Source organism: Terrabacter sp. FW104-15G4B, assembly GCF_058790095.1.
The window spans coordinates 1-25259 of the sequence record NZ_JBYTCI010000017.1 but is presented as its reverse complement, the minus strand read 5'-3'; the positions used below and the strand labels follow the sequence as shown (position 1 = coordinate 25259).

The window sequence follows — 25259 nt, the reverse complement described above, 5'->3', positions numbered from 1 at the left end:
CCGCGTCTCCATGCTGACAGTCTCCGGGAGGTGGCCACATAGGCGCGCACATCGGCACGATCAGACGCGTCGCGGCATATCCGGACGCTGTCTGGAGCGCGCGTGGGCTCGCGGTTTGGCGCGGCGGCAGACTGGGACAGGATGGTCAGCAAACACCGCCATCCGACCACGGATGGCGGACCTTCCATGTGGTTCAGTGGGCATCGTGAAATTGCTACTCACGTCCGGGGGAGTCACGAACCCGAGCATTCATGAGGCGCTCGTCGACCTGCTGGGCAAGCCGGTCGACGAGGCAACGGCGCTCTGCATCCCCACCGCACAGTGGGGTCATCCGATGTGCGGGCCGGTCTCGGCGCGCGGGTTTGTCGCTGGTCTGCCGCCGTGGGGCGGGATGACCTCGATGTCGTGGAACTCCCTGGGCCTGCTCGAGCTGACCGCGCTGGCGACGATCGGCGAGGAACGCTGGGCGCCGTGGATCGACGCGGCCGACGTGCTCCTCGTCGACGGTGGCGAGGCCACATACCTGTGCCACTGGATGAAGGAGTCCGGGCTGGCGGCCCTCCTGCCGTCGCTGTCCGACACGGTCTGGGTGGGCGTGAGCGCCGGCAGCATGGTGATGACGCCGCGGATCGGTGCCGACTTCGTACAGTGGCCGGGAGCGCCCGACGACCGCACGCTCGGCCTCGTCGACTTCTCGATCTTTCCCCATCTCGATGTGTTCCCGGAGAACACCATGGCCGATGCCGAGAAGTGGGCTGCCGAGATCGGCGGGCCGGCATACGTCCTCGACGACCAGTCTGCGATCCGGGTGGTCGACGGGGTGGCCCAGGTGGTGTCCGAGGGGCGTTGGAGACGCCTTCCTGAGGAGAGTCCGCACTAGATGCAGGCGTTACCGGTGAGTTCGGGGAACACGAAGCCCCGTTCGAACGCCGGGGCAGGGGCCGCTTGTTCCCCAAACAGCGAGCAGAGTCCGGCGACACCCCGCTCGTCCAGCACGACCGACCGCGCCGCGAACGACTGCAGCAGGCATGCCCGGTGACGGGCCCGGGAGGGCACCAGGGCAACGAACTCTGACTCCAGCGCGACCGGCTCGCAACCCCACACCGGCTCTTCGGACAAGCCTCTTCCCGAACCCGCCACCTCAGCGTAGGGCCCAGGTCACCGCCATGCCTTGACCTAAAGGGGTGCCATGGCAGGAAGAGTACTTCCTCGTTCCGTGAGCGCTTTCGGGCCGACCCGGGTCCCGCCGCTACGTGCCGGCCGCTCTGCCGCGTCTGTGCAGGTGGTGAGGCGGTTCCAGCCACACGCCGTCCACCTGTGTTGACGCGGCCACTGAGCCCGACACCGGCGCGCGGTACGAGGCCGTTGTCGCGTCCACGTCGTCGCACCCTCGGCGAGGAGCCGGCCCAGGCTTGGTTGGGCAACCTGCGAGCGATCGCGACTAACATGACCCGGTTCGTCCCGACTGGGTGGGCTGTGCTCGGCTTCGAGACGCGCCTCCCGAGCGCCGTCGAGGGCGCGATGGAGGCAGCCGCCAACACGCCTGAGCGCCATCGTTGAGGGGGCCGGCGTGGCCACGCACGGTCGTGATGACCGGCCCGGCCCTCCTTCCGAAGGACCGGGCCGTCGTCTGCGCCCGAGGGGCGCCGCCCAGTCGGGGGCCGTTTGTCACGCCTCCACTACTGCGCCGTGATGTTGAAGTTCGTGAAGCTCCACTTCTGTTGCGCGCCGGCCGTGTCGACGATCTCGACGCCGTAGCCGATCTGGTCCACGGTGTCGGAGGCGGCGCGGCGACCCGTCGAGACCAGGTAGTTCAGCATCGCCTTCAGGTCGATCGAGCCGGACGTGATTCGCGCGCCGTTGCTCGGGACGAACGCGATGTACCCGTTCCCGGACGTGGCGTACACGTCCCAGGAGTACCCGGACAAGGACACGTTGGAGGCGAACCGTGAACCGGCGGGCGTCTGTCGCAGGTTGTCGGTCCAGATCATCACCTCGTCGTTCGGGACGCCGTTGAGCCACAGGTCGTACGCGACGTCGTAGATCCCGGCACCTGGGGAGACGTGCGCGAACTGGGACGACAGGGTCGTGAACGACGAGATGGAGCGCCCGGAGAAGTCCTTGTGAACGTTCGGGTAGGTCTTGACGCCGCCGTCGCCCGTGTTGGCCGCATAGCCCAGGTGGTTCCACGAGTGGTACGAGCAGACCTGCGTCGTGCCCTTCGTGCCCGGGTAGTTGGAGGCGTTCCACAGGTTGTTGTGGACGTAGTAGCCGCCGTCAGACACGCCGCCGTTGGGGTCCGAGGTGGTGACGTACGGGTTCGTGCAGACCTGCCCAGCCGGCGAGGTCGTCGTGGTGGCGGTCGTCGTCGCCGGCACGCTCGTAGTGGTGCTCGTCGTGCTCGTCGTGCTCGTCGTGCTCGTAGAGGTGGACGACGTGGTCGCGGAGGAGCTCGTCGGCGGAGGGGTGGAGGTCGCGGGACAGACCTTCGGGCCCTTCCCGTGACAGGGAGTGCCCGCGGCGACGGGCTGCCCCGTGGCGCTGGCGGTGGCCGACTGAGTGAGCACGAAGCCGACCAATGCCAGCAGCAGCGCGACCAGAGCCGCGATCATTCGAGACCGGTGAATCGTCACCATGGCTCGTTTCCCTTCTTTTGGTAAAAATTCGACCCATAGACGGTAGCGCCTTGTTCACGCGCTTCGTACCTCCGCCCAGCACCCGGACCGGGGTGGAGCGGCAACGCTTCCCGAGCCTGAGAGCACGCTGATGGTCCGCTGGACAGCGCCCGCACTCGCCGCTGACGTGCCAGGTGGCGCGAAGCTCGTCGCCGGCTCCGACGGTGTAGCCGTGCGGCGGCGGCGGACGCGCAGGGGTGGGTCAGGCGACGACGCTGGCGACGGCGAAATGGTCTGCCGGCATGGGGTTCCGCAGCTTCCAGGTGATGGCGATCGGCCGCTCGCCACGGTGCTCGACGTAGGTCGCCTCGCCGAGGAAGAGGTACGGCGCACCGCCGCCGAACTCGGTCGTCTTGGCCTCCCTGACGAACAGCAGCACGTGGCTGCCCTCTCGCTCGTGGTTGAGGTAGCGCTGACCGGTCCGCGAGGCCACCGTCGTGCCCGACTGCGTCTCCCAGTGGAAGAGCGTGGGGCTGATGGCGTAGTCGCGGTACATCGTGGTGGGTGAGTAGTCCGACTCCGACTTGTTGAGCGTGACGAAGAAGGCATCGGTGTTGGCTGCCGCCGAGAAGAGCACGCCCTCCCGGAAGCTGTTGGGCTTGCGGCCCTCGATGTCGACGTAGTCGAGCGCTGCCACCGCCTCCTCACGGGTGTAGCGGCCGTGCACCCGTAGTGGCCGCCTCGCCAGCTCGCCGTCGAGTGGACGAGTCACGTGTGGCGCGCTGGACAAGGCCACGTCGAGGACGGCGCGTAGGTCCTCGACGACAGCGCGCTCACGACGAAGAGCGCTCAGCCCGTCCTCGTAGGTGGAGAAGCCGCCTCCGTCAGGGAACAGCGAGAAGAAGAGCATCCGGGCGTATGCCTGCATTGCGGCATCACTGTCTGCGTACGAAGGTCCGTCGCCGGCGAGCCACGCGCGGTAGGCCGCAGCTCGATACGGGTCGTCGACATGCGCCAGGGCCCGAACTCGCTTGAGCAGCTTGGCTTCTCGGGGTCCTCCGTCCGCCGCTCCCACCCCGGCCTCCCGTCGCAGCCGTGCCCACGAGCGGTCTGAGCGAAGCACGTCGGCGAGCTCGACGCCCGACTCCTCGAGGAAGACGCGCAGGTCGTCTGTCGGGTGCCTGCGCAGCTCGGCGGCGATGGTGGCCCACCGGTCCGACACCTGCTCTCGGATGTTGCGCAGGACGAGCTCCTCGCTGAGGCGGTCCAGCATGATCTGCGTGCCCGCCGGCAGGAACGGGAAGCCCCGCTCGATCTCGCGTCCCAGCTGCGTGCGGGTGGCGCCGGTCATGGCCCGAAACCTCTGGTCGAAGCGGAACTCCCGGCGGTGGTGGCCCACGAAGTCCATGGCGGTGAGGACGGCCTTGCCCGGAGCCCGGCGAAGGCCTCGGCCGAGCTGCTGGAGGAACACCGTCGAGCTCTCGGTGGGTCGCAGGAAGAGCACGGTGTTGATGGCCGGGACGTCGACACCCTCGTTGAAGACGTCGACGGTGAAGAGGGCCTGGAGGCGGCCGTTTCGCAGGTCCGTCACGTGGCGTTCGCGTTCAACGGCGGGTGTGTCGCCGAGGACCGCCGCTGATGAGATGCCGGCGCGGTTGAAGACGTCGGCCATGTAGCGCGCATGGTCGCGGCTGACGCAGAAGCAGAGGGCGCGCATGCTCCCGAGATCGATGACCTTGTCGCGAAGCGCCTTGAGGATCAAGCGTGCTCGCGCGTCGTTGCCGGTGAAGAGTTGCGAGAGGGACTGGACGGCATACGCCCCGTTGGCCCAGTCGACGGCACGCAGGTCGGTGCCGTCCGCGACGGCGAAGTAGTGAAAGGGCGTCAGCAGCTCGGCCTTGAGGGCGTCCCACAGCCGCAGCTCCGCGGCCACGCGGCCGTCGAAGAAGGCCCGGACGTCGGTGCCGTCGCCACGTTCCGGAGTCGCGGTGAGGCCGAGCAGCTCCTCCGGGCGGAGGTGGTCCAGCAGGGACCGGTAGGTGCGCGCCTCGGCGTGGTGGAACTCGTCGATGACGACCACGGCATACGCGTCCGGAGGCAGGTTGGCGATGCCGTAGGCCGTGAGCGACTGGACCGACGCGAAGACGTGGCCCCATCGCTCGGGGCGTGCTCCACCGACGTAGAGCTCGCCGAAGTCGGCATCGCCCAGCACCTCCCGGTACGTGCGCAGCGACTGTTCGAGGATCTCGCGGCGGTGGGCCACGAAGAGCAGGGTCGGTCGGCTGCCCGACCGCTCGCAGAGCCGCCGGTAGTCGAGCGCGGCGACGACGGTCTTGCCGGTGCCGGTCGCCGCGACGACGAGGTTCCGGTGCCGGCCGTGGACGACGCGCTCGACGTCGAGCTGCTCGAGCATCTCGGCCTGGTGCGGGTAGGCCCGCACCTCGAGCCCCGAGAGCGACAGGGTCACCCGGTCGTGCGGCCGGCGCCCCGACGCCTCGGCAAGGGCGTCGTCCAGGCGGTCGCGATCTCGCTCCGGGTCGTACGCCTCGAAGGTCGCGTCGTGCCAGTAGCTGTCGAACGTGGCCTGGAACTTATCGATCAGCGACGGCGTCGCCACGGACGAGAGGCGAACGTTCCACTCGACGCCGTCCAGCAGTGCCGCACGCGAGAGGTTGCTGGATCCGACGTAGGCCGTGTCGAATCCGGTGTGGCGACGAAACAGCCACGCCTTCGCGTGCAGCCGCGTCCGCTGCGCGTCGTACTGCACCCGGGCTTGCGCGCCGAACTCGGTGACGAGGCGGTCGAGCGCGGCACGCTCCGTGGCGCCCATGTAAGTCGTGGTGATGAGACGGAAGGGCACACCGCGGTCCCGCAGCTGGCGCAGCTGGCTCTCGATGACACGGATCCCGTGCCACTTCACGAAGGCCATGATGACGTCGACGCGGTCCGCGGTGGGCAGCTCGGCGCGGAGCTCGTGCCCGATGCCCGGCTCCCCGGACGCGTTGGTCAGCAGGGCCGCGTCTGACAGCGGCGTTGCCGGGCGACCCGTTGACCGGACCGGCCCGTGGCCGCCGGTGTAGTAGACCGACAGCAGCTGCCGCGAGGCGTCGACGATGACGTCCTCGTCCGAGCCCAGCAGGCCGAGGACGCGGTTGACGAGGTCGACACGGACACCCGGGTCGCGCTCCTTGCGCAGGACGCGCGTGACTGCCTGGGCGACGTGCCGGCTGAGGATCTCGGGCTCGTCCGCGTCCGCGACCGGTCCGCGGGGCGCGCTGATGTCGCCCGCGGCCTCGAGCCGTCTCTGGAGGTGGGCGGTGATGAGACTCTCGTAGAGGCCCTCGGCAAGGCTTCCCCCGTCGCTGGTCATGGCGCGCAGCTTGCCACGCCCCCACGACCCGGGACCCCGAACTGGCCGCCGTGTCGGCGCTCAGTGGGCGCGCGGCTGGACCAGCCCGCTCTCGTATGCCGTGACGACGAGCTGGGTGCGGTCACGGGCTCCCAGCTTCATGAGCAGCCGGCTCACGTGGGTCTTCGCCGTGGCCGGGGTGACGAACAGCTCCTCGGCGATCTCGTGGTTGGACAGTCCGCGGGCGACGAGGACCAGCACCTCCGTCTCGCGCTCGGTCAGCGTCGTCAGGGATGCCGGGGCCTCGGCTCGACCCGCCGCACCGGCCGGCGCCTGCCGCACGAACTCCTCGATCAGCTGCCGGGTCACACTGGGTGTCAGGAGGGACTCGCCGTGGGCGACGACGCGGATCCCGTCGAGCAGCTGCGCCGGGGGAGTGTCCTTGAGCAGGAAGCCGCTGGCGCCGGCCCGCAGGGCCCCGAAGACGTACTCGTCGAGGTCGAACGTGGTGAGCACGAGGACCCGTGTGGCGACGCCCAGTCCGGCGATGGCGCGGGTCGCCTCGAGACCGTCCATGACGGGCATCCGGATGTCCATGAGCACCACGTCGGGCTCGAGCTCACGCACCAGGGCCATGGCCTCGGCGCCGTTCTGGCCCTCACCGACGACCTCGAGGTCGGGAGCCGAGTCGACGAGCAGGCGGAAGGCGCCCCGCACGAGCGCCTGGTCGTCCACCACGACGACACGCACGACCTCGCTCATCGCGGCCCCCCGGCATACGGCAGCACCGCGTGCACCCGGTAGCCGCCGCCGGGGCGCGGGCCGGCGGCGAAGCTGCCGCCGTAGACCTCGACCCGCTCGCGCATCCCGAGCAGTCCGTGCCTGGACCCCGGGACCGCCGCCGGCGCACCGTCCAGGTGGCGACCGCCCGGGCGTCCACCGTTCGGGCGTCCACCGTTCGGGCGCCCCTCGTCGACGACCTCGAGCTCCACGCGCTCAGCTGCACAGGTCACCCGCACGTGCGCGACGGGGCCGCCGTGCCGGAGGACATTCGTCAGCGCCTCCTGCACCACTCGGTATGCCGCCAGGTCGACGCCCGTGGGCAGGTCGCCGTGCGCTCCCGTCGCGTCGAGTGTCACCCCCAGGCCGGCTCGGCGCGTCTCCGCGACGAGTGCCGGGATGTCGGCCAGCCCGGGCAGCGGGTGCAGCGCGGCCGACTCGTCCTCATGGCGCAGCACCCCCAGCATGCCGCGGATCTCGGTCAGCGCCGCCCGGCTCGTCGACTCGATCACCTCGAGGGCGCCACGCGCGGCTGCGGCATCGGTGTCGATGAGATGACGACCCATGCCCGCCTGCACGGCGATGACCGACATGGAGTGGGCGACGACGTCGTGCAGCTCGCGGGCGATGCGCAGCCGTTCGGCCGCCACGGCGACGCGGTCGCGGTCCTCGCGCTCTCGCTCCAGCAGCTGTGCGCGGTCTTCCATGGCCGCCCACCGCAGGCGCCGCTGTCTCAGGTTGTCCGCCAGGAGCCACGCCACGGCGGTCGCGAGCATCGTCGAGATGACGTCGCTGACCGCCACCACCCCCGCTGGCTGGCTGACCAGGGCCACCGCGAACACGACGGCGGTCGCACCCAGGGCAACGAGCGAGTCCTTGCGACGGCCGTGCAGGGCCAGCCCGAAGATCAGGACGAACACGCTGAGCCCCGGGTAGGGCGCGTAGTGCAGCAGCGAGAAGACGACGAGCGATCCCAGCACCACGGTGAGGGAGACCCACGGGCGCCGACGATGGACGGCATACGGGGCGGTGAGGCCGATGGCCAGAACCCATGTCCACGGGTCCACGGGCCGCTGGCCGGGATGCACCGGGGCCTCGAAGGAGAACGCCAGCAGCAGGAACAGCACGGTCGCCACGACGGCGTCGAGGACGCGCGGGTCGATCCGCGGGGTCCGTCGGCGCGAGCGCACGTCCATGTCTGAACAGTAGGGAGCCCGGGCCCGCGCGTGATCGGCTTTGGGGCGTACGCCCACGGGCGTATGCCGGCACCGGAGCGGGCCCCTGACCCGCCGTGAAGTGCGCCTGCAGGCTCGGCCGCCCGGCCGACGACGGCAACCACCCCTGCGCCGGATCGTTGGTGTCAGCCAGAACAGCACCGACCCAGGAGTGCACACCATGCCAACCCTCTCGTTCCACCAGCTCACCAAGCACTACGGACCCGTCACCGTCCTCGACGGCTTCACCGCCACCGCGTTGCCCGGCCGCGTCACCGCCTTCCTCGGCGTCAACGGCGCCGGCAAGACCACGACCATGCGGATCCTGCTCGGCCTCGCCGAGCCGACCACTGGGACGGCGACGATCGACGGCGTGCGCTACGCCGACCTGCCGCACCCGACGCGAGTCGTCGGTGCGGTGCTCGACCCGGGCTTCCACCCGAACCGCAGTGCCCGCAACCACCTCCGGCTGACCGCCATGCAGGCGGGCGTCCCGACCGACACGGCGGACAGCCTCCTCGAGCGCTTCGGGCTCGGGGACGCTGCGGGACGTCGAGTGGGCGGTTTCTCCCTCGGGATGAAGCAGCGTCTCGCCCTCGCCTCTGCGCTGGTCGGCGACCCGTCGGCCCTGATCCTCGACGAGCCGCTCAACGGTCTGGACCCGGACGGGATCCGCGACATGCGCCGCTTCCTGCGGTCCTTCGCGGACGCGGGGGGCACCGTCTTCCTCTCGAGCCACCTGCTCAGCGAGGTTGCAGCCGTGGCCGACGACGTCGTCGTCATCCACCGCGGCACGCTCGCCGCCGCCGGCCCCGTCGACGACCTCGTCGGGGACGACACCGACCTCGAGACGGTCTTCCACACCCTCATCCACCCCACCGACACCCAGGAAGTCTGGTCATGAAAACCCTTGTCTCCATTGAGCTGTACAAGCTCCGCACCACTCCCGCCGCGTGGGTCAGCATCGGCATCACGCTGGTCCTGGGCATGGCGTCGGTCGCGTCCAACGCGCTCGTGCCCAGCCCGGGGGGCCCCGCGTTCGGCTCCACCGACCACGTCAACCACACGCTCTCGATCTCGGCCCTGACCTCGATGGTGATGCTCGCGATCGGGATCCTCGTGGCGGCCGGCGAGTACCGTCACGGGACGATGGCGCAGACGTTCCTCGGCGAGCCGCGCCGCGGACGCGTGCTCGCCGCGAAGGCCGCCACGGTCGTCGGCCTCGGGGCCGTCCTCGGGGCGGTCACCTTCGGGATCGCGTATGCCGAGGCGGTCCTCGTCTACGGCTTCCGCGGCGTCCACTCACTGCCCGTCGACCTGCCACAGCTCTGGCTCGGCGCGACCGTGGCCACCGCCCTCTACGGACTGGTCGGGGTGGCGATCGGCGCCCTCACCCGCAACACCGTCGCTGCCATCATCGGTGCCATCGCCTGGGTCATGATCATCGAGGTCGGCATCCTGGCCAACCTCGTTCCGGACGTCGCGCACTGGCTGCCCGCCGGGGCCGCGATCGCCCTGACGAGCGTCGGCTCTGCCGCACAGGGACTGCCGAGCCCCACGGTCGCGGCCCTGGTGCTGACGGGCTGGGCGCTGCTGATCTCGGCGGTCGCCGCACGGTTCAGCCTGAGCCGCGAGGTCCACTGAGCATCCCGGAGGCCCGACCACACCCCCCGTCGACGATGACGAGGGGCGTGGTCGGGCGTCGCCCGCTGTCGCGCTCCCGTCACCGGCCTTGGAGCAGCTGCACGAGCGAACGCGCCTCCTCGTCGCAGGCCGCGCACCCCCGCAGGTGGGCGGCCATCGCCTCCTCACGGTGCCGGGGGTCGCGAACGAGCGCCTCGGCATACGTGTCCATCCGTTCGAAGCACTCGTCGCACGAGAGCCAGGGGGTCGTGTCCTGCAGGAGTGCGTCGACGTGTCGTGCTGTCAGGCCGGTCGGCGCGTTGGGGCGGGGCTGGGGTGTGGTGCTCATCGGGTGCCTGCCGTGGGAGTGGGGGAGACGTGCGGGGTGCTGTCCGTGGTCGCCGGGCCAGCGGGACCGGCTGGGTGGACGGTCAGGTGTCCGGTGGCCGTGAGTTCCGCCCGCAGGCGGACACGCACGTCGTGCAGGGTCTTGTAGAGGGCTCCACGGTTGGTGCCCAGCCGGTCGGCGAGCACGTCGATCGGCACGTCGTCGACGAGCAGTGCGATGGCGATGCGCCGCTGGTAGGGCGTGAGGACCTGGCGCATGGCGTCGGCCACCGCGGCCGCGAGGTCGTTGCCCTCCGCATACAGCTCGGGACTCTCCTGCACCGCCGCGCTCGGCACGTCGAAGTCACGCAGCTCGACCTCGCGGTGCTGCCACTGCAACCGCCTGACCTCAGTCGCGGCCTGCAGGATGGCGAACTTGAACGCCCACGTGGTGAACCGGCTGCGGCCCTCGAAGGTGTGCAGCTTGCCGAGCAGCGCCGTCATCGCCTCGTCCGCGGCCTGGTTGGCAAGGACGTCGACCGCGGCGGGCGAGGGATCGGCCAGCGCGGAGCGCATGCGCCACACCTGGTGGGCGGCTGCCCGGCACATCATTGAATGGAGCCGGCGCAGGGCCACGACCTGCTCGGGGCCGGAGCCGCGGAGCGCTGCAACCCAGTCCGTCGACTCAGCGGCCCCCGGGCCCGGTGCCGAGGAGGCCGCGTTCGAGCGCGGGTCGTCCCGGCTCACGGCGGTCACCGGCTCGCCCCGTCAAGCTCGTCATCCGGCGACAGGATGCGGGCCGCGAGCTCCGGCGGGCAACCAGCGTCGACGAGCTCGAGGAGGGCGTGCAGGTCGACGTGCTCCCGGGCCAGGTGACGAGCCAAGGTCGCCGGGAAGCCTGCCTCCCGCAGTCGGCACAGGCGCCACTCGACGACGTCGAGCGGCGGTCCCGGGGACTGGCAGGGGAGCGGCGTGGCCGAGGGGTGGGCCTGGTGCGGGGTCATGCCCTGTTGGCGGTGTGCAGCGGCGCATCTCTTACCGGCCTGGACTCGCCCGGTAAGAACCGCGACTCGTGGACGCACTAACACCCCGTCAGCGTCCCACCCGGTCGGCCGGATGTCCCCGGAGCGGCTGGACGGACATCCGGTCACCCGTCCAGGAGGACACACATGGTCACCATCGGCACCAGCTCAACCGCCACCCGGGTCCAGCACCCCGAACGTCCCCCCAGGGGTGACGCCACCTACCAGGCGTATGCCGTGCTGCGCGCCGCGTTCGTCGTCGCGCCCGTCGTCTTCGGTCTGGACAAGTTCACGAATCTCCTTGTGCACTGGGACCAGTACCTTGCCCCCGTGCTGTCCCGACCCCTACCCGTGACACCACACCAGGCCATGTATGCCGTGGGCGTCGTCGAGGTCGTCGCCGGCCTCGTCGTGGCTCTCCACCCCCGCCTCGGCGCCATCGTCGTGGCCGCCTGGCTGGGCGGGATCATCCTCAACCTCCTGCTCCTGCCCGGCTTCTACGACGTGGCACTGCGCGACTTCGGGCTCCTCATGGCGGCGGTGGCCCTGCAGCGGCTCGCCACGCGCTTCGACCCCCGGCCCGTCCTCTGGCCGATCCGGCAGGACTGACGATGAGCACGGCATTCGTGCTGACCGGCGGCGGCAGCCTCGGCGCGGTGCAGGTCGGGATGCTGCTGGGGCTGCGCGACTGCGGGATCGAGCCGGACCTGCTCGTCGGCACGTCGGTCGGCGCGGTCAACGCCGCATATCTCGCGGGCCCGGGGAGCTTCGAGGCGCGGCTGCAGACGCTGGTGCTGCTGTGGCAGCGGATGCGTCGTCAGGACGTCTTCGCGCTCGACCTACGCCGGTGCCTGGGGGCGGCGCGCGGCACCCGGACGTCGCTCTTCGCCGGCGCAGGCCTCGACCGCCTCCTCAGGAGCAACCTGGGCTACGACGCCCTCGAGGACGCCACGATCCCGGTCGAGGTCACCGCCACGGACCTTGTGACCGGTCACGGAGTCGTGCTGGCCGCGGGTGATGCGGCGAGTGTGGTGCGGGCGAGCGCGGCTGTTCCCGGCCTGCTCCCGCCTGTGGTGCTCGAAGGCAGGAAGCTCGTCGACGGCGCCATCGGCGAGCTCGACGTGCTCGCCCACACGGCGGCCCGGGGTGTCACGGACATCTACCTGCTGCCCGCCGGCTATCCGTGCGCGGGGGCCGGTCCGAGGACGGCGGTCGGCTCGGTCCTGACCGCGCTGAGCCTGCTGCTGCACCGGCAGCTCGTGGCGCAGGTTCGCGGCTTCGTGGGCGACGCGCAGTTGCACGTCCTGCCCCCGCTCTGCCCGCTGACGGTCTCGCCCGCCGACTTCAGCCAGACGACCTCGCTCGTGGCACGGGCCCACGAGAGCACGCGTCGCTGGCTCCGCTCGACGTCGTCCCGGGCCTCGGGTGACGTGGGCGTCCTGGCCCTCCACCACCACGACGGGCGAGCGCCCGGGAAGGAACGAACGCGTGAACCTCTCACCGAATCCCGCCGGACGGCCTGACCGACCTCGGAAGACCTGGAGCGGAACTGGTCCCGTCACCGAACCCGACCTGGCCCGCGCGGCCTTCGGGGCCCGAATCCTCTTGGAGGCAATGGGCGTCGATCTGGACAGCGAGTCGCTGAGGCGCACCCCCGAGCGCATGGCGGCCTCCATCGCGGAGCTGATGAGCCCACGACCGTTCCAGATGACGACGTTCCCCAACGACGGTGGCTACGACGAGCTGATCGTCGCGAGGAGCATCCCCGTGCGCTCGCTCTGTGAGCACCACATGCTGCCGTTCGTCGGCACGGCGCACGTCGGCTACCTCCCCGGCGACCGCATCCTGGGCCTGTCGAAGCTGGCACGCGTGCTCGAGCACTTCTCGTCACGGCCCCAGGTGCAGGAGCGGTTGACCGTTCAGGTCGCCGAGTGGCTGAACGCCCAGCTCGGTCCCGTCGGCGTCGGGGTGGTCATCGAGGCCGAGCACCTGTGCATGACGCTGCGCGGCGTCCAGGCCCCGGGAACCACCACCATCACCTCGAGCCTGCTCGGCAGCCTCAGGGACGACCCACGCTCGCGGGCGGAGTTCCTCGCGCTGACGCAGGCGACCCGCTGAGGGGTCGCCGGGTGTTGGATGGGCTGGTCGGCACTGTCGCGCCGCGTGAGAGGACTGTCATGGCCACTCCGAGTCCCGGGTACTCGATCACCGTCCGGGTCGAGGTGCCCGCGGCGGCCAACGCCACCGCGGCCCTGACCACAGCTGTTGCCTCCACCGGGGGCGCCCTCACGGCACTCGATGTCGCTGAGAGCCGCACGGACCGACTCGTCGTCGACGTCACGTGCGACACCAGGGACGAGGCCCACGGCCGGCTCATCACCGATGCGATCGCCGCCATCCCCGGGGCGGTCGTCCGCAAGGTCAGCGACCAGACCTTCCTGCTGCACCTCGGCGGGAAGATCGAGGTCAACCCGAAGGTGCCGCTCAAGCATCGCGACGACCTGTCGCGCGCCTACACGCCCGGCGTCGCCCGCATCTGCCGGGCGATCGCCGACCACCCGGAGGATGCGCGCCGCCTGACGATCAAGCGCAACACCGTGGCGGTCGTCACCGACGGCTCGGCCGTGCTGGGCCTGGGGAACATCGGGCCCCTCGCGGCCCTGCCGGTCATGGAGGGAAAGGCAGCACTGTTCAAACAGTTCGGGGGCGTCGATGCGTGGCCCGTCTGCCTCGACACCCAGGACCCCGACGCGATCGTCGAGATCGTGCGCGCCATCGCGCCGGTCTACGGCGGCATCAACCTCGAGGACATCTCTGCGCCGAGGTGTTTCGAGATCGAGGCGCGCCTTCGGAGGCTGCTCGACATCCCCGTCTTCCACGACGACCAGCACGGCACCGCGATCGTCGTGCTGGCGGCGTTGAAGAACGCGCTGCGGGTCGTTGGCAAGTCGATCGACGACGTGCGCATCGTCGTGTCCGGTGTCGGCGCGGCCGGTCAGGCGATCATCAGGCTCCTGCTGACCCAGGGCGCTCGCGACATCGTGGCCTGCGGTCGCACTGGCGCGGTGCGGTCGGGTGACGGCGGGTTGGAACCCTTCCGGCGGTGGATCGCGGACCACACGAACCCCCGGGGCGTGAGCGGCACGCTGAGCGAGGTCCTCGTCGGCTCCGACGTCTTCATCGGTGTCTCGGCTCCTGACCTGTTGACCGGCGAGGACATCGCGGCCATGGCCCCGGGTGCCATCGTCTTCGCCCTCGCCAACCCGATCCCGGAGGTCGACCCCCTGGCAGCGAGCGAACACGCGGCCGTCGTGGCGACCGGCCGCTCGGACCATCCCAACCAGATCAACAACGTCCTGGTCTTCCCGGGCTTCTTCCGCGGCCTGCTCGACTCCCACGTCTCCGAGATCACCGACGCCATGATGGTGGCAGCAGCCACCGCCATCGCCGACACCGTCGGGCCCGAGGAGCTCAACGCCAGCTTCATCATCCCGAGCGTCTTCGACTCCAGCGTCGCGCCCGCGGTGGCAGCCGCCGTGTGCAGTGTCGCCGGCTCCGCCTAGTCCCTGGCTATTTCGCCACGGCAGCTCGGTCGCAGCGGGACGCTCATCATCTGCAGACCGCTCAGGCGGCGTGACGCCGTCGTGATCCGGCGCGGACGACCGCGGCCTCCGGGATGAGCTCGTCGCTGTCGACGCGGACGCCGTCCCAGACGTGGGCGTTGGGCCCGATCTTGGCGCGGGCGCCGACCTTCGCGTCCCGCCCGATGACGGCACCGGTGGCGACGTGCGCCGTGGTGCCGACGATGGCACGGGCGTAGACGACCGCATCGCGGTCGATCCAGGCGCCACTCGCGATGCGGGCGCCCTCGCCGACGACGGCTCCGCGGTCGACGTAGGCGAACTCACCGACGTAGGCCGTCGGGTCGACGTGGGCATGCGACTCGACGAAGCCGCCCCCGTTGTCATGGCGGGCATAACGCAGCACGGTTCCGTTGTCCTCTTCGAACTCTTCGTACTTCCGTCGCCTCATGGTGCACCCCCTTCGGGTCCGAGCGCGGCACTCTGCACGCGCGTGCCTCAAGCGTTTCAACGTTCATGTGAACTTGAGGATTCCCGACACCTGACCCTCCAAGTGCCTGCTGCTGGACAACGTTCGTACCCACGTGTCGAGTTCCCCATTCACCTGTCTCACGGCGGACGGGGCGCGTCTTCCGCAGCCGGCCGAGCGGCATACGGTGGAACGATGAACTTTCGATACCTCGGCAACAGCGGACTCAAGATCTCGGAGATCACCTACGGCAACTGGCTGACCCACGGCTCGCAGGTCGAGAACGACGTTGCGACCCAATGCGTGCGCGCTGCGCTCGAGGCGGGCATCAGTACCTTCGACACCGCCGACACGTACGCCAACACCAAGGCGGAGACCGTCCTCGGCGAGGCGCTCAAGGGGGAGCGGCGCGAGAGCCTCGAGATCTTCACGAAGGTCTACTGGCCGACCGGCCCCGCGGGCAAGAACGACACCGGCCTGTCGCGCAAGCACATCATGGAGTCGATCAACGGCTCCCTGCAGCGCCTCCAGACCGACTACGTCGACCTCTACCAGGCTCACCGCTATGACACCGAGACGCCGCTCGAGGAGACGATGCAGGCCTTCGCCGACATCGTGCGCCAGGGCAAGGCGCTGTACATCGGCGTCAGCGAGTGGACCGCCGACCAGATTCGCGAGGGCGTCGCGCTCTCCAAGGAGCTCGGCTTCCAGCTCATCTCCAGCCAGCCGCAGTACTCCATGCTGTGGCGCGTCATCGAGGGCGAGGTCGTGCCCACCTGTGAGGAGCTCGGCGTCAGCCAGATCGTGTGGAGCCCCATCGCGCAAGGCGTTCTGACGGGCAAGTACCAGCCCGGCCAGCAGCCGCCGGAGGGGTCGCGCGCTGCGGACGAGAAGGGCGGCGCCGACATGATCAAGCGCTTCATGAACGACGACGTGCTGACGCGCGTGCAGAACCTCGAGCCGATCGCGGACGAGGCGGACCTCACCATGGCCCAGCTCGCCGTCGCGTGGGTGCTTCAGAACCCCAACGTCGCAGCTGCGCTCGTGGGTGCCTCGCGCCCCGAGCAGGTCGCCGAGAACGTCAAGGCCGCCGGGGTCAAGCTCGAGCCGGAGCTCATGAGCAAGATCGACGACGTGCTCGGCGACATCGTCGAGATGGATCCGGGCAAGACCAAGGAGACCGCGCCACAGCAGCGCGTCGCCTGACCGCGCGGCACGTGGCCGCTGTCCCGGCGTCGGGACAGCGGCCGCGTGCCGACCGCTGGGCGTGCGCGCTCAGGCCGGCCTGTCGCTGACGAAGGCCTCTTGCACGCAGCGGTCGATCGACGCAGCACGCTCGGGCGTGAAAAGCCTTGTGTCTGTGTGCTTTCCGCCTGCGTCAACGTATCCCATCGCCCCGAGCGCCGCTCCGATGCTGCGGGCGTTGGCGCGGCACGCCGTCGAGGCGCACGGGTGCGAAGCGCCAGGGCGCCCCGACTCTGAACTCTCCTGTGAGCTCGAGCTCTCCGGCTGCGGTGCTCGCGCGGATGGTGTGCCGCATGCCCCGCTGGCCGGGCAAGTGCCGTGAGGTGGCCTCGACCTGCGTCGCGCCGAGGGTGAGCTGCAGAACGGTGACGTCGTGAGGGGCAGCCGTGGTGTGGCCGGCCACCAGCGTCGGTGCCCCCAGCAGGTGGACGACGAACGACAGCGGGTGGCTGGCGCCCTCGAGGAACCACTCGGGCCCCGGGAACGGCAAGGGCAGGTCGTATGCCGTGTCGATGCTGACGCGCTCTGGGGCGCCGGTGCGCTCCAGAGCCTTCGCGAAGACACTCGCGGTGTCGAGGAAGGCGAAGGCGTAGTTGACGTAGGTGGGCGCACCGCCCTGAGGCAGGTCCCGGAGGTCGCCGGCAACACCCACCACGGGCTTCTCGCAGATCTTGGGGACGTCGCGGAAGAGCGCCAGCAGCTCGCCGTGCGTCCTCGCCGGCGTGGCGACGGAGACGAGCTCGACGTCGAGGTCGAGCACCGAACGGGCGTCGTGGAGGGCCAGCGGGATGCCGGCCTCGGTCGCCACCGCGCGGGTGCGGTCCGCGTCCTGGCGAGAGCCGCAGACGGCAACGACATCGACGCCGTGCTGGCGCAGGGCCCGGATGTGGACTCGCCCCCAGCCCGTGCCGACCACCGCAGCCCTCATGCCTTGTGGTCCACCGTGGTCGAGAGCATGACGCACAGGAAGCGCGCGCCGACGTCACCCGCAACCGAGGAGTGGCTCATGCCGGTGCCGACGCGGTGGCTGTCGCCGGGCGCGAGCTGGAGGACGTGCTCCCGCCCGACGAGGTCCTCGACCGTCACCGTGAGGTTCCCGGCGATGAGGTAGTAGAGCTCCTCCGAGCGGTCGTGCAGGTGCCAGCCGATGCTCGCGCCCGGCTCGAGCCACGTGTCGATCATCCCTTCCAGGCAGCTCTCGCTGATGCCCTCCGACTGGGCTCCCTGCTCGCTGCTGACCCACACGCAGCGGCTCGTGCCCTGCCCCGCACGCGCTCCGTGCTCCGCCGGGTTCGGGTGCGAGGGCCGGTACGCGACGTGAGCCATGTCGGCTCCTCGCTTGACCACGTGCGCGAGCGTGGGGTCCCCGTCGTAGACGGGGACCGCCTCGGCGTGGAAGGTGACGCCGTCCCGCCACGTCACGTCGCCGCCGCCCGATTCGCCACTGGTCACGCGCGCTCCCCTCGTCGCGTGGCCTCCCGCCGCGCTCATGGTCCAGCCTTACCCCGTTCTCCACCGCCCGGCGCTACGGTCTGGGCATGGTCAGGGTCGTGGGGGAGGCGCCGCGCTTCGCGCATGAGTCGGAGCGAGTGGTCTGGGAGCAGCTGTGCCGAACCGCTCCGGACGACACCGTGCTCATCCCCAACATGCGGCTCACGTCGCCGGTCAAGGACCACGAGCTGGACGTGGTCGTCATCATGCCTCAGGTCGGCATCGTCGTCGTCGAGGTCAAGGGCGGCAGCGTCTCGGTCGACGACGAGGGACGTTGGTGGTCCGGCGGCGGCGCTCGGCGCAGCCGCATCCGACCCGTGGACCAGTGCCGTGACGGGAAGTACGCCTTGCGGGCCTTCGTCGAAGAGGATCCGCGATGGAAGGCGCGGCACAGCCGGGTGCGCTGGGGGCACGCCATCGTGGTGCCCTACACGGACATCGCTGCCGACTTCGCGACGCCAGAATGTCCGCGGTGGATGATCAGCGGGCGACGTGACCTGGACGATCTCGCCGGGCGACTGCGCGCCGTGTGCGAGCTGCAGCAGAACACTCAACGCGTGCCCAGCGCCGAGGACGTGGACCTCGTCCGCGAGATCCTCAGCGGGCGCAACTTCCCCGTCCACGACCGGGCCGATGATGCCGAGGAACGCGAGGCTGCCGCGGACCGGCTCACCCAGGAGCAAGCCACGCTGCTGTCGGTCACACGGCTCATCAGGCGGATGGAGATCCGCGGCGGCGCAGGAAGCGGGAAGACGATCCTGGCGCTGACCCAGGCCAAGGACCTGACGCGCGGCCAGGGGGACCGGAAGGCGCAACGCGTCGCGCTCGTCTGCTACTCGATCGGGCTCTCGCAGTACTTCAAGCGGCAGCTGGCCGGGGTGCCGCGCAACCACCGGCCGGCGTTCGTCGGATCCTTCGAAGACCTCGCCAACGAGTGGGGGATCGACACAGCGTCGCACGACCGCAATGACGCAGACTTCTGGGAGCGCGATCTCGCCGCTCGCATGGCCACCATCGCCGCCGGCCTGTCCGACGGGAAGAAGTTCGACGCGGTGATCGTCGACGAGGCCCAGGACTTCGCCGACCACTGGTGGCACCCGCTCATGAAGGCCCTGCGGGACGAGGACGAGGGTGGCCTCTACGTCTACTCCGACGAGAACCAGAGGATCTTTGCCCGTTTCGGCCAGCCCCCGGTGCCGCTCGTCCCGCTCGTGCTCGACCACAACCTCCGCAACACCCAGCAGATCGCGAGAGCCTTCGGACCCCTGGCCCCGATGCGGATGCACCTGCGAGGAGGAGAGGGGGCCGACGTCCGCTTCGTGCCATGTGCCACCGACGAGGCGATCAACAGTTCCGATGACCAGGTGAACGTCCTTCTCGAGGAGGGCTGGCAACCGCAGCATGTCGCCCTGCTCTCGATGGGCTCACGCCACCCGGTGCAGGTGGAACGGCAGGAGGCCGACGGGCACGTCGGCTACTGGCGGTCCTTCTGGGAACTCGACGACGTCTTCTACGGCCACGTCCTCGGGTGCAAGGGCTTGGAGCGACGAGCGGTGGTGCTCTGCGTCAACGCGAAGAGCAGCGACCGCGCCCGCGAGATGCTCTACGTCGGCATGTCACGGGCCACCGACCAGCTGGTCGTGGTTGGCGACCCCAGCCTTGTCCGCGAGATCGGCGGAGAGCAGGTCGCCCGTCGGCTCGGGATCAGCTGAGCGTTCCCCAAAGAGGTCGTCGACCCTCGGCGGGGGACAACTTCGACGAGGTGGCAAGTGGTCGGATCACCATGGCAGGCATCACTTCCAGAGACCTGCCCGCTTGGGCCAGTGAGATTCCCCTGACCAACCGGCGCGTGGCCGCCGACGTCATCGACGTGATCATCGGCGACGCCGACCGTGCCGTCGGGTGTGTCGGTTGCATGGCCCACGATGCCGAGGACCCCGGAATCCAGCCCATCCTGATGCACGACGTGCGGCCCGGCAAGGACCTGGCAGTGCTCGTCGAGCTGCTTCGGGCTGGCGGATGGGCGGTGCTCAGAACGGCGGGGGATCGACCTGCTGGTCGGGCGACGTCGAGGCAAGAAGGTGCGCCGGGGCAGAACGCGTCGAGTCACGCACTCCTTCGAGCCAGTCCTTCGGATACGTGTCATAGACACGGCCGGCCTTGGTGCGCCATCGCACTCGGTCCCCGTCACGACGCACGAGCCAGTGACCGTGGGTGTGGGCGTTGTGGTGTGCTCGGTGCTTGCTGGTGAGGTTGGTGACTTCGGTCGGGCCGTGCGGCCATGGGATGTCGTGGTCGAGGTCGCACCCTGCGGCGGAGACGGTGCAACCGGGAGCCCGACACGTGCCGTCGACCGCCTCCACGTGGGCGCGCATCGCTGCCGTCGGCCGGTAGGCCTGGGTCTCCACATGAATGGCGGCGCCGGTGTCCGCGTCGACCGCGAGGCGCCGCCACGTCGAGTCGTCGTTGAGGATGATCTGCCGCGCATGGTCGGCCGCGACCCAGCCATAGCCCGGCACCTCGCACGGCGCGTCGGTGAGGCCTACTGCCGTCGTGAACGGCACCACCACGGTGACGGTGGCTGCCGGCCGCCGGCCGAGGCGGGTGAACCACTCACTGTCGGAACGGCATACGTCAGCGGCGCCGGTCAGGGGGGAGGCTGTTGCCGGTCCGGCGAGACCGGTCTCCGGCCAGCCGAACATCAGTGTGTCGGTGATGACGTCTGCGCGCAGCGAGTCGAGGTCACGTGGATCACCCGCATGCCGTGCCGCTCGGGCGACGGAGTCAGCGCGCTCCATGGCGGCGATGATCTTGTCGGCGTCGTTGACGACGGTGAGCACGCCGAGGCCGTCCCCGTCGATCTGGGCGTGCGCACCTCGACGTCGGCGTGCCGATCGCCGCCGCTCGGCCGCCCCGCGGTCGGCGGCGAGGCACGCGCGGGTGAGACGTTGGCGGAAGAGCGTGGGGGAGGGCGGCGCTCCGTCCTTGGGGCGTAGCACCGCGTCGACCACGGCTGGCCCGCACTCCGCCGGGAGGGTGCGGAGCTCCTCGTGGATCGTCCGGGCCCGGTGGAGGGCCACGGCGCCCTGCTGAAGGCGGGCGCGCAGCTCGGCGGCCCCGGGCGTGCGCGCGGTCGCGAGGTCGATGCGTGCACGCATCTCCTGCATGCCTAGCCCGGTGGCCGTGCTCACCTCCATGGCCGTCAGCTCCTCGCTGCCGATCCAGCCCGGTGGCTTCGGCCGTCCGAGCTCGACGAAGCGGCCCAGCTCGCTCGACTCGATGGACGACTGCAGCCGGGCCAGCGCCTCCAGACCCACTGCGTCAAGCACGGCCTTGCACCGCTCGACGGCCTCGACGACGCGAACGTCGGCGTCGGACTGCGCCTCGAGCGCCGACGGCGACTGGTCGGGCGAAGCAGCGGCGAGGTCGTCGGCGGCCGCCTCCAGCAGCTCGGCGACGAGCGCGGGCAGCACGTGGGTCAGCACCGCCCCGGCCACCTGCTTGCGCAGCGCCCGTGCGAGCGGTGAGAGATCCTGCTGGTGCACCGGGGTGCGCCCCTGGACGCGAGCCCGGTAGAGATCGGAGAGGTGGTCCAGGTCCACCACGGCATCGGATGAATGGGCGCCGTCGCGTGAAGGAGAGCTCCTCACTGCCAGTGTCTCATCCATGCTCCAGTAGAACACGTGTTCGACTTCACTGTCAAGGGGAGCTTGGGGCGAGTTCCTCTGGGAGACAGTGCCGCTCGTTACAAGCGTGCCAGCCCCGACCATGGTCGCCCCCTCCCGAGCAGACCCGTCACGCGCTGCCATACCCTTGCGCCCGCAACGCGGGGGGAGGAGCGTGCGGGAATGGATGCCGACCTGCACCAGCTCTTCGCCCGTGCCGCCGAGGAGGCCTCGCACTACCGCGAGAGGGTCGGGAGTAGGCCCGTGCATCCGCCGCCGGACCGGGAGGCGTTGGCTGCAGCGTTCGGCGGGGCGCTCCCGGCCGAGCCGACAGCGCCAGACCGTGTCCTCGAGGACCTCGTCACCGCCGCATCGCCCGGGATCGTCGGCACCGTGGGGCCGCGCTTCTTCGGCTTCGTCATCGGCGGCGCCTCGCCAGCGGCCACCGCGGCGGACATCGTTGCCACCGACTGGGACCAGTGCGCCTACAACGAGGTGCTCTCGCCGGCCGCCGCCGCAGCCGAGCGAGCAGCGGGCGCCTGGACGAAGCAGCTGCTGGGTCTGCCGCCCACGGCAAGCGTCGGCTTCGTGACCGGCGCCCAGGCCGCGAACACCGTCGGTCTGGCGGTCGGCCGCCAGCGGGTCCTCGCCGACGCCGGATGGGACGTCGCACGCGACGGTCTCTTCGAGGCGCCGCGCGTGACCATCGTTGCGAGCGAGGAGCGCCACGCCACCATCGACCGCGCGGCTCGCCTGCTCGGTTTCGGCACGAGCGCCATCCAACCCGTCGCCGCGAACGATCAGGGCGCCATCGACACAGAGCAGGTCCGCACCACGCTCGACCGACTCGGCGACCGGCCGGTGATCGTCTGTCTGCAGTCAGGCAACGTCAACACGGGCGCCTGCGACGACCTGCGAACCGCGACCACCATGGCCAAGGAACGCAATGCCTGGGTTCACGTCGACGGTGCGTTCGGACTCTGGGCGGCGGCCAGTCCGCGCACGGCCCACCTCGTCGACGGCATCGAGCTCGCAGACTCGTGGGGCACGGACGCGCACAAGTGGCTCAACGTGCCCTATGACTGCGGTCTCGCCTTCTGCGCCGACGCCACGCTGCACGCGGCGACGATGTCGTATGCCGCCGCGTACCTCACGGGGTCGGGCGCGGGCTCGGACCATGTCCTGGGCGACCTGACGCCCGAGTCGTCGCGGAGGGCAAGGGGATTCGCAGTGTGGGCGGCCCTGCGTGAGCTCGGGTCCGACGGGGTCGCAGACCTGGTCGACCGTTCCTGCGCACTCGCCCGCCGCATGGCCGCTCGGCTCGAGGCCGGGGGAGCGACCATCCTCAACGACGTCGTGCTCAACCAGGTCCTCGTCAGCCTGGGCGACCCGAGCCGCACTGACGAGGTCATCGAGGCCGTTCAGCGTGACGGCACGTGCTGGGTGGGCGGAACCACGTGGCACGGAATGCGCCTCATTCGGGTGTCGGTGTCGAACGCCACGACCGCCGAGCATGACATCGACATCTCCGTTGACGCGATCCTGGCCGCCGCCCGGTCCCTGGTGAACACGAAACGGTGACGAGCGGCTGGCCACGAGCGACACGCGCCGGTGTCGGCGGTCGTGCGTCAGCGCGACGAATGCACCAAGCCGGAGAGCAAGTCCTGGAGGTGGCGCGCGAGCTGCCCGTGATCGGGGACCACGTCGGGGTCCGCGACGACCGTGATGCCCAGCTGACCGGCATACGACAGCACGTCGAAGGTGACCGCCACGTTGCCGGGCGTGACGGCGACCGGGACCACGCGACTGACGACACAGCCGCATAAGCGCCATGGCTCCGAGGGGCCGCGGACGTTCGTCACGAACGTGTTGACCAGTCGCTCGTGGTCCACGAACCACTGCAGCAGTCCCACCCTCGCCAGCGCACGGAAGGCGACCCCGAGGGGGAGCGCCGACGCCGCACGTGGATGCGTCCGGGCGTCGCGTGACAGGCGGGCGACCACCTGCAGCCGGGTCGAGTCGTCCAGATCGAGGGGGATGCGGAACGGCACGACTCCGGTCTCGTTGCCGAGCCGGGCCGCGCTGGAAGCCGATCGTCCGGAGTACGGCACCGACATCACGATCGACTCGGCGGACTCCCCACGGTCGTGAAGCGTCGCGGCGACCGCCTGCGCGACGGCGCACATCACCATGTCGTTCACCGTGACGCCCACGCGGTGCCCGGCGCTCACGACGTCTCCCAGCGGCAGCTCTACGGTCGACAGCCGCCGACGAGGACCGGTCGGGCGGTTGAGCGACGTGCTCGGGCAGAGCCGCTCACGCCGGCCAAGGTCCAGCCCAGGTGCATCAGGGTCGTTGCCGTCGCCTGCGCCCCGCAGCGCCCGAACGCCGGCCCGGGCCAGGCGGGCGCGCCGCGGCAGGGATCCCAACCCCCGGATCCGAGAGCGCCAGGCGTCGGCCGCGAGCAGGGCAACACTGGGCTCCGTCGGGTGGCCGACAAGACGCGGGCGGGAGGGCTGGGCGCCGGACGGGTCGGTGAGGGCGCCCAGCACCGCGAGGCCCCCGATGCCGTCGGAGAGCACATGGTGGGCGACGACGATCAGGGCCGAGCGGTCGGCGCACAGGCCCGTCACCCAGGTGGCCGTTCACAATGGCCGGTCCGGCGGGAGGCGGAGACACACCTGCTCGGCGGCGCACGTCAGCAGCGCTTCCTCGTCACCGGCCGTCGCGAAGGTCAGGTGGCGGCGCACGTCGAAGTGGGGATCGTCAGCCCAGTACGGTCGACCACACCCCGGTGGTGAGGAGCGCAGTCGCTGTCGGAGTCTTGGCACGGCAAGCGTGCCCTCCTCGAGGGCGCCCACGACGTCCGACGTGCGCAGGCGGCCGCCACCCTCGACGACGAGCACCGCCGCGATGTTCATGGGCGCCGGCCCTCGGTCGCTGACCAGCGTGGTGAGGTCGTTGGGACTGATGCGGTCGACCTCGTGAGCCGTCGAGGGCTCGACACGTGAGGAGCGGAACTCCATGACCCGAGGGTAGGTCGGTACTGCGCCGTACCGCCCCGCTACCGGGTGAACGGTGCTGTCTGATGGCTCACGCCGGGCGCGGCCGGGCACTGCGGATCCGGGCATACCCCCAGCTCACACCCAGTCAAATCCCAGAGTCACTTGACGATCTCTTGACCAGCCAGTTCGTAGCCTTCGTGCTGCGTTGGTCGTTGGCCAGGTGAGCGAGGACGCCTGTCGTCGCTCCACGGTCTCGACCGGATGCCTCGGGGGTGTCCTCCTTCACTGAAACCAGGAGCTGCGCGCATGCTGCCCACCTTGCTCAGAAGACCACGTTCGCGTGTTGTCCCCGTCCTGGCTGCGGCCGCCGTTGTGGCGGCGGTCGCGGCGGCCGCCCCCGCGCTCGCGGCGACGCCGTCCTCCGGATCGTTGTCCGACACCAGCACGAGCACGCAGTGGACCGCCGGTCCGTTCGCCGCACCGAACGTCACGGGCACGACCGGGGCGGTCACGTGTGGCCCCGGCCTGTGCGACGACTTCGCGCTGCATGTCTCGACACCCAGTGGCTACGGCGACGGACATCAGCTGACCATCAAGGTCGGGTGGGCCAACTCCGCTGCGGACTTCGACGTGTACCTGCTGAACCAGCAGGGTGCCGTCCTGGCCTCGTCCGCATCCAGCTCCGACCCCGAGGTGATCGTGGCGCCGCCGACGAGCGGCGACTACACCGTCCGCGTCGTGCCGTACGCGCCGCTCGCGCAGAGCGTGACGGGCACCGCGACGCTGACGTCGCTCCCCGCCAACCGTCTGGTGGTCGACGCCGGAGTTGAGACCGCCACCCTGGCTGGGCGACCACGTCTTTCCCTCGTCGTC

The 25259-nt window shown here is 70.4% G+C and carries 24 protein-coding genes and 1 pseudogene; 12 read left to right on the top strand and 13 right to left on the bottom strand.

Features of this window, described 5'->3' with window-relative positions:
• The first annotated feature begins 205 nt into the window (after positions 1 to 205).
• Positions 206 to 880, top strand: a complete 675-nt coding sequence (locus AC3WRT_RS13830; protein ID WP_492722802.1) for a Type 1 glutamine amidotransferase-like domain-containing protein — start codon at positions 206 to 208, stop codon at positions 878 to 880.
• A 799-nt stretch (positions 881 to 1679) separates the two neighbouring features.
• Here the strand turns inward: AC3WRT_RS13830 and AC3WRT_RS13825 are convergent.
• Positions 1680 to 2285: a GH12 family glycosyl hydrolase domain-containing protein gene (locus tag AC3WRT_RS13825; protein ID WP_492722800.1), complete on the bottom strand. Its 606-nt coding sequence runs from the start codon at positions 2283 to 2285 to the stop codon at positions 1680 to 1682.
• A 19-nt stretch (positions 2286 to 2304) separates the two neighbouring features.
• Between AC3WRT_RS13825 and AC3WRT_RS13820 the strand changes: the two genes are divergently transcribed.
• Positions 2305 to 2505: a hypothetical protein gene (locus AC3WRT_RS13820; protein ID WP_492722799.1), complete on the top strand. Its 201-nt coding sequence runs from the start codon at positions 2305 to 2307 to the stop codon at positions 2503 to 2505.
• 372 nt (positions 2506 to 2877) lie between these two features.
• Here AC3WRT_RS13820 and AC3WRT_RS13815 read toward each other — a convergent pair whose 3' ends face one another.
• From AC3WRT_RS13815 to AC3WRT_RS13805, 3 genes are read right to left on the bottom strand one after another with little or no spacing between them, the layout of a single operon-like run.
• On the bottom strand, positions 2878 to 5985 hold the full coding sequence (locus AC3WRT_RS13815; protein ID WP_492722798.1) for a DEAD/DEAH box helicase: 3108 nt from the start codon (positions 5983 to 5985) through the stop codon (positions 2878 to 2880).
• A gap of 60 nt (positions 5986 to 6045) precedes the next feature.
• Entirely contained in the window at positions 6046 to 6726 is a 681-nt protein-coding gene (locus tag AC3WRT_RS13810) for a response regulator (protein WP_492722797.1), read from the bottom strand.
• Positions 6723 to 7940: a sensor histidine kinase gene (locus AC3WRT_RS13805; protein WP_492722795.1), complete on the bottom strand. Its 1218-nt coding sequence runs from the start codon at positions 7938 to 7940 to the stop codon at positions 6723 to 6725. The genes AC3WRT_RS13810 and AC3WRT_RS13805 overlap by 4 nt, the downstream gene beginning before the upstream one ends.
• 199 nt (positions 7941 to 8139) lie before the next feature.
• On the opposite strand from AC3WRT_RS13805, the gene AC3WRT_RS13800 reads away from it, so the two are divergent.
• Together AC3WRT_RS13800 and AC3WRT_RS13795 are read left to right on the top strand one after the other, a co-directional pair.
• Positions 8140 to 8862 (top strand): ABC transporter ATP-binding protein, encoded by a 723-nt coding sequence (locus AC3WRT_RS13800; RefSeq protein WP_492722794.1) that lies wholly within the window; start codon positions 8140 to 8142, stop codon positions 8860 to 8862.
• Positions 8859 to 9602, top strand: coding sequence for an ABC transporter permease (locus AC3WRT_RS13795; RefSeq protein WP_492722793.1), 744 nt, complete (start codon positions 8859 to 8861; stop codon positions 9600 to 9602). The genes AC3WRT_RS13800 and AC3WRT_RS13795 overlap by 4 nt, the downstream gene beginning before the upstream one ends.
• Positions 9603 to 9681: 79 nt before the next feature.
• On the opposite strand, the gene AC3WRT_RS13790 is transcribed toward AC3WRT_RS13795, so the two are convergent.
• From AC3WRT_RS13790 to AC3WRT_RS13780, 3 genes are read right to left on the bottom strand one after another with little or no spacing between them, the layout of a single operon-like run.
• Positions 9682 to 9930, bottom strand: a complete 249-nt coding sequence (locus AC3WRT_RS13790; protein ID WP_492722791.1) for a hypothetical protein — start codon at positions 9928 to 9930, stop codon at positions 9682 to 9684.
• Positions 9927 to 10664: an RNA polymerase sigma factor gene (locus AC3WRT_RS13785; RefSeq protein WP_492722790.1), complete on the bottom strand. Its 738-nt coding sequence runs from the start codon at positions 10662 to 10664 to the stop codon at positions 9927 to 9929. Before AC3WRT_RS13785 ends, AC3WRT_RS13790 begins: the two co-directional genes overlap by 4 nt.
• Positions 10661 to 10912, bottom strand: coding sequence for a hypothetical protein (locus AC3WRT_RS13780; RefSeq protein ID WP_492722789.1), 252 nt, complete (start codon positions 10910 to 10912; stop codon positions 10661 to 10663). The genes AC3WRT_RS13785 and AC3WRT_RS13780 overlap by 4 nt, the downstream gene beginning before the upstream one ends.
• 165 nt (positions 10913 to 11077) lie before the next feature.
• Between AC3WRT_RS13780 and AC3WRT_RS13775 the strand changes: the two genes are divergently transcribed.
• From AC3WRT_RS13775 to AC3WRT_RS13760, 4 genes are read left to right on the top strand one after another with little or no spacing between them, the layout of a single operon-like run.
• Positions 11078 to 11539, top strand: a complete 462-nt coding sequence (locus AC3WRT_RS13775) for a hypothetical protein (RefSeq protein ID WP_492722786.1) — start codon at positions 11078 to 11080, stop codon at positions 11537 to 11539.
• 2 nt (positions 11540 to 11541) lie between these two features.
• Positions 11542 to 12453, top strand: coding sequence for a patatin-like phospholipase family protein (locus tag AC3WRT_RS13770; RefSeq protein ID WP_492722785.1), 912 nt, complete (start codon positions 11542 to 11544; stop codon positions 12451 to 12453).
• A complete protein-coding gene (folE, locus tag AC3WRT_RS13765) occupies positions 12419 to 13048 on the top strand; it encodes a GTP cyclohydrolase I FolE (RefSeq protein WP_492722783.1) in 630 nt (209 codons plus the stop codon). Before AC3WRT_RS13770 ends, folE begins: the two co-directional genes overlap by 35 nt.
• Before the next feature lie 59 nt (positions 13049 to 13107).
• Positions 13108 to 14493: an NAD-dependent malic enzyme gene (locus AC3WRT_RS13760; RefSeq protein WP_492722781.1), complete on the top strand. Its 1386-nt coding sequence runs from the start codon at positions 13108 to 13110 to the stop codon at positions 14491 to 14493.
• 61 nt (positions 14494 to 14554) lie between these two features.
• Here the strand turns inward: AC3WRT_RS13760 and AC3WRT_RS13755 are convergent, their stop codons facing one another.
• Positions 14555 to 14962 carry a transferase gene (locus tag AC3WRT_RS13755; protein ID WP_492722779.1) on the bottom strand — a complete coding sequence of 136 codons (408 nt, stop codon included), beginning with the start codon at positions 14960 to 14962 and terminating at the stop codon, positions 14555 to 14557.
• Positions 14963 to 15175: 213 nt separating this feature from the next.
• Here AC3WRT_RS13755 and AC3WRT_RS13750 point away from each other — a divergent pair, with 213 nt between their 5' ends.
• The gene (locus AC3WRT_RS13750) at positions 15176 to 16186 is read left to right on the top strand and encodes an aldo/keto reductase family protein (protein WP_492722777.1); all 1011 of its coding nucleotides are present in this window, start codon (positions 15176 to 15178) and stop codon (positions 16184 to 16186) included.
• A 172-nt stretch (positions 16187 to 16358) separates the two neighbouring features.
• Here the strand turns inward: AC3WRT_RS13750 and AC3WRT_RS13745 are convergent, their stop codons facing one another.
• Together AC3WRT_RS13745 and AC3WRT_RS13740 are read right to left on the bottom strand one after the other, a co-directional pair.
• Positions 16359 to 17153 carry a Gfo/Idh/MocA family protein gene (locus tag AC3WRT_RS13745; RefSeq protein WP_492722774.1) on the bottom strand — a complete coding sequence of 265 codons (795 nt, stop codon included), beginning with the start codon at positions 17151 to 17153 and terminating at the stop codon, positions 16359 to 16361.
• Positions 17150 to 17677, bottom strand: coding sequence for a cupin domain-containing protein (locus AC3WRT_RS13740; RefSeq protein ID WP_492722772.1), 528 nt, complete (start codon positions 17675 to 17677; stop codon positions 17150 to 17152). Before AC3WRT_RS13740 ends, AC3WRT_RS13745 begins: the two co-directional genes overlap by 4 nt.
• Before the next feature lie 86 nt (positions 17678 to 17763).
• Here AC3WRT_RS13740 and AC3WRT_RS13735 point away from each other — a divergent pair, with 86 nt between their 5' ends.
• Positions 17764 to 19428 carry a nuclease-related domain-containing DEAD/DEAH box helicase gene (locus AC3WRT_RS13735; protein WP_492722770.1) on the top strand — a complete coding sequence of 555 codons (1665 nt, stop codon included), beginning with the start codon at positions 17764 to 17766 and terminating at the stop codon, positions 19426 to 19428.
• Positions 19429 to 19746: 318 nt separating this feature from the next.
• Here the strand turns inward: AC3WRT_RS13735 and AC3WRT_RS13730 are convergent, their stop codons facing one another.
• Entirely contained in the window at positions 19747 to 21318 is a 1572-nt protein-coding gene (locus AC3WRT_RS13730; RefSeq protein ID WP_492722768.1) for an HNH endonuclease signature motif containing protein, read from the bottom strand.
• 246 nt (positions 21319 to 21564) lie between these two features.
• On the opposite strand from AC3WRT_RS13730, the gene AC3WRT_RS13725 reads away from it, so the two are divergent.
• A complete protein-coding gene (locus AC3WRT_RS13725) occupies positions 21565 to 22962 on the top strand; it encodes a pyridoxal phosphate-dependent decarboxylase family protein (RefSeq protein ID WP_492722766.1) in 1398 nt (465 codons plus the stop codon).
• Between the two features lie 47 nt (positions 22963 to 23009).
• Here the strand turns inward: AC3WRT_RS13725 and AC3WRT_RS13720 are convergent, their stop codons facing one another.
• Together AC3WRT_RS13720 and AC3WRT_RS13715 are read right to left on the bottom strand one after the other, a co-directional pair.
• Positions 23010 to 23498, bottom strand: a complete 489-nt coding sequence (locus tag AC3WRT_RS13720) for a WS/DGAT domain-containing protein (protein WP_492722897.1) — start codon at positions 23496 to 23498, stop codon at positions 23010 to 23012.
• An 81-nt stretch (positions 23499 to 23579) separates the two neighbouring features.
• Positions 23580 to 24407 (bottom strand): annotated as a pseudogene (locus tag AC3WRT_RS13715) (wax ester/triacylglycerol synthase domain-containing protein); the annotation flags it as partial.
• Between the two features lie 285 nt (positions 24408 to 24692).
• Here AC3WRT_RS13715 and AC3WRT_RS13710 point away from each other — a divergent pair.
• Positions 24693 to 25259: pre-peptidase C-terminal domain-containing protein (locus AC3WRT_RS13710; RefSeq protein WP_492722764.1), on the top strand; the 567-nt coding region annotated here is incomplete at its 3' end.

What these genes read in the sequence shown, in the direction of transcription:
- AC3WRT_RS13815 (WP_492722798.1), bottom strand. Translation starts at nt 5,985, where the DNA reads ATGACCAGCGACGGGGGAAGCCTTGCCGAGGGCCTCTACGAGAGTCTC.
- AC3WRT_RS13810 (WP_492722797.1), bottom strand. Translation starts at nt 6,726, where the DNA reads ATGAGCGAGGTCGTGCGTGTCGTCGTGGTGGACGACCAGGCGCTCGTG.
- AC3WRT_RS13805 (WP_492722795.1), bottom strand. Translation starts at nt 7,940, where the DNA reads ATGGACGTGCGCTCGCGCCGACGGACCCCGCGGATCGACCCGCGCGTC.
- AC3WRT_RS13800 (WP_492722794.1), top strand. Translation starts at nt 8,140, where the DNA reads ATGCCAACCCTCTCGTTCCACCAGCTCACCAAGCACTACGGACCCGTC.
- AC3WRT_RS13795 (WP_492722793.1), top strand. Translation starts at nt 8,859, where the DNA reads ATGAAAACCCTTGTCTCCATTGAGCTGTACAAGCTCCGCACCACTCCC.
- AC3WRT_RS13790 (WP_492722791.1), bottom strand. Translation starts at nt 9,930, where the DNA reads ATGAGCACCACACCCCAGCCCCGCCCCAACGCGCCGACCGGCCTGACA.
- AC3WRT_RS13780 (WP_492722789.1), bottom strand. Translation starts at nt 10,912, where the DNA reads ATGACCCCGCACCAGGCCCACCCCTCGGCCACGCCGCTCCCCTGCCAG.
- AC3WRT_RS13775 (WP_492722786.1), top strand. Translation starts at nt 11,078, where the DNA reads ATGGTCACCATCGGCACCAGCTCAACCGCCACCCGGGTCCAGCACCCC.
- AC3WRT_RS13770 (WP_492722785.1), top strand. Translation starts at nt 11,542, where the DNA reads ATGAGCACGGCATTCGTGCTGACCGGCGGCGGCAGCCTCGGCGCGGTG.
- AC3WRT_RS13760 (WP_492722781.1), top strand. Translation starts at nt 13,108, where the DNA reads ATGGCCACTCCGAGTCCCGGGTACTCGATCACCGTCCGGGTCGAGGTG.
- AC3WRT_RS13755 (WP_492722779.1), bottom strand. Translation starts at nt 14,962, where the DNA reads ATGAGGCGACGGAAGTACGAAGAGTTCGAAGAGGACAACGGAACCGTG.
- AC3WRT_RS13750 (WP_492722777.1), top strand. Translation starts at nt 15,176, where the DNA reads ATGAACTTTCGATACCTCGGCAACAGCGGACTCAAGATCTCGGAGATC.
- AC3WRT_RS13745 (WP_492722774.1), bottom strand. Translation starts at nt 17,153, where the DNA reads ATGAGGGCTGCGGTGGTCGGCACGGGCTGGGGGCGAGTCCACATCCGG.
- AC3WRT_RS13735 (WP_492722770.1), top strand. Translation starts at nt 17,764, where the DNA reads ATGGTCAGGGTCGTGGGGGAGGCGCCGCGCTTCGCGCATGAGTCGGAG.
- AC3WRT_RS13725 (WP_492722766.1), top strand. Translation starts at nt 21,565, where the DNA reads ATGGATGCCGACCTGCACCAGCTCTTCGCCCGTGCCGCCGAGGAGGCC.
- AC3WRT_RS13720 (WP_492722897.1), bottom strand. Translation starts at nt 23,498, where the DNA reads ATGTCGGTGCCGTACTCCGGACGATCGGCTTCCAGCGCGGCCCGGCTC.